Below are 1,487 nucleotides of genomic sequence, written 5' to 3' on the forward strand. Positions count from 1 at the left end.
CGGCGAGCCCGCTCGGACTCGGCGCCTTTCGGCGAGCCGCCAGGCGGTGACGCCGGCAATGCCGCGCACCAGGCGGCGGGCGAGGTGCGCGCCAAGATCCTCAAGGTCGCGTCCCAGTGGCTGGAGGCGGACCCCGAGGACCTGGAGCTGTCCGCCGGCCGGGTGCATGTGAAGGGCGTCCCGGGGCGCGGGCGCACGCTCGGCGAAGTCGCCTCCGCGCTCGCCGGGCTGCCAGGCTTCGCCCTCCCGCCCGGCACGCCGCCGGGCCTCTCGGCGGCGGTGGACTACCAGCCCAAGGGCATGACCTATTGCAACGGAACGCATGTGTGCGAGGTGGAGGTGGACCCGGCCACCTGCATCGTCACCGTGACGCGCTATGTGGTGGTGCATGACTGCGGCCGCCTCATCAACCCGATGATGGTGGACGGGCAGATCATCGGCGGCGTGGTGCACGGGCTCGGCACCGCGCTCTACGAGCTGATGGCCTATGGCGACGACGGCCAGCCGCTCACCTGCACCTATGCGGACTATCTGCTCGCCACCGCCGACACCTCCCCGCGCATCGAGGTGCACCACATGGAATCGCCCTCCCCGCTCAATCCGCTGGGCGTGAAGGGCGCGGGCGAGAGCGGCACGATCGCCGCGCTGGCGGTGGTCGCCTCGGCGGTGGAAGACGCGCTCAAGCCGTTCGGCATCGCCATCCGCGAGCTGCCGGCGACGCCATCGCGCCTGTTCGCGCTGATGCATCCGGATTTGGCGGTCCCGGAGGCGCGCTCATGAAGCCGGCGCCCTTCGCCTATCATGCGCCGGCCACCAAGGCGGAAGCGCTGGACATGCTGGCGACGCTGGAGGACGCGCGGGTGCTCGCTGGCGGCCAGTCGCTGCTGCCGATGATGAACCTGCGCCTCGCCGGCCCGACCAACCTCATCGACCTCAACGGCGTGCCCGAGCTTGCCGGCATGCGCCGCGCGGGCGATGCGCTGGTGATCGGCACCATGACGCGCCAGCGCGCCGCCGAGCGCTCCAAGCTTGTGCGCGAGGCCTGCCCGCTGCTGGCGGAGGCGATGGAGCATGTGGGCTTCCAGCAGACCCGCAACCGCGGCACGGTGGGCGGCAGCATCGCCCATATGGACCCCACCGCCGAGATTCCGGTGGTGGCGCGCGCGCTCGACGCGGTGCTCACCGTGGAGAGCGCCGCCAGGACGCGGCAGTTTCCCATCGGCGAGCTGGCCGAAGGCTATCTCATGACCCAGATCGCGCCCGACGAGATGCTGACGCAGGCGGAGCTGGCGCTCTGGCCGCATGGCCACGGCTTCGCCTTCGAGGAGGTGACGCGGCGCGGCGAGAGCTTCTGCGTTGTCTGCGTCGCCGCCCTCGCGCTGCTCGACGCGACCGGCGCATTCGCGCGGCTTGCCGTCGCCATCGGCGGGCTGGCGGAGGCGCCGGTGCGCCTGGACCGCCGTCGAGGCCGATCTCGTCGCGCCGTG

Annotated in this window: 2 protein-coding genes; both read left to right on the top strand. The window is 72.2% G+C overall.

What is annotated here, in order from left to right; genetic code table 11:
- A partial coding sequence (locus AC2W7M_RS25260) for a xanthine dehydrogenase family protein molybdopterin-binding subunit (protein ID WP_486135837.1) occupies window positions 1-780 on the top strand: 780 nt, incomplete at its 5' end.
- Window positions 777-1,487, top strand: a 711-nt coding sequence (locus AC2W7M_RS25265; protein WP_486135839.1) for an FAD binding domain-containing protein, incomplete at its 3' end; no start/stop codon positions are given. The genes AC2W7M_RS25260 and AC2W7M_RS25265, both read left to right, overlap by 4 nt.

The organism is Xanthobacter sp. BG11Y11_SDJG, assembly GCF_057364445.1.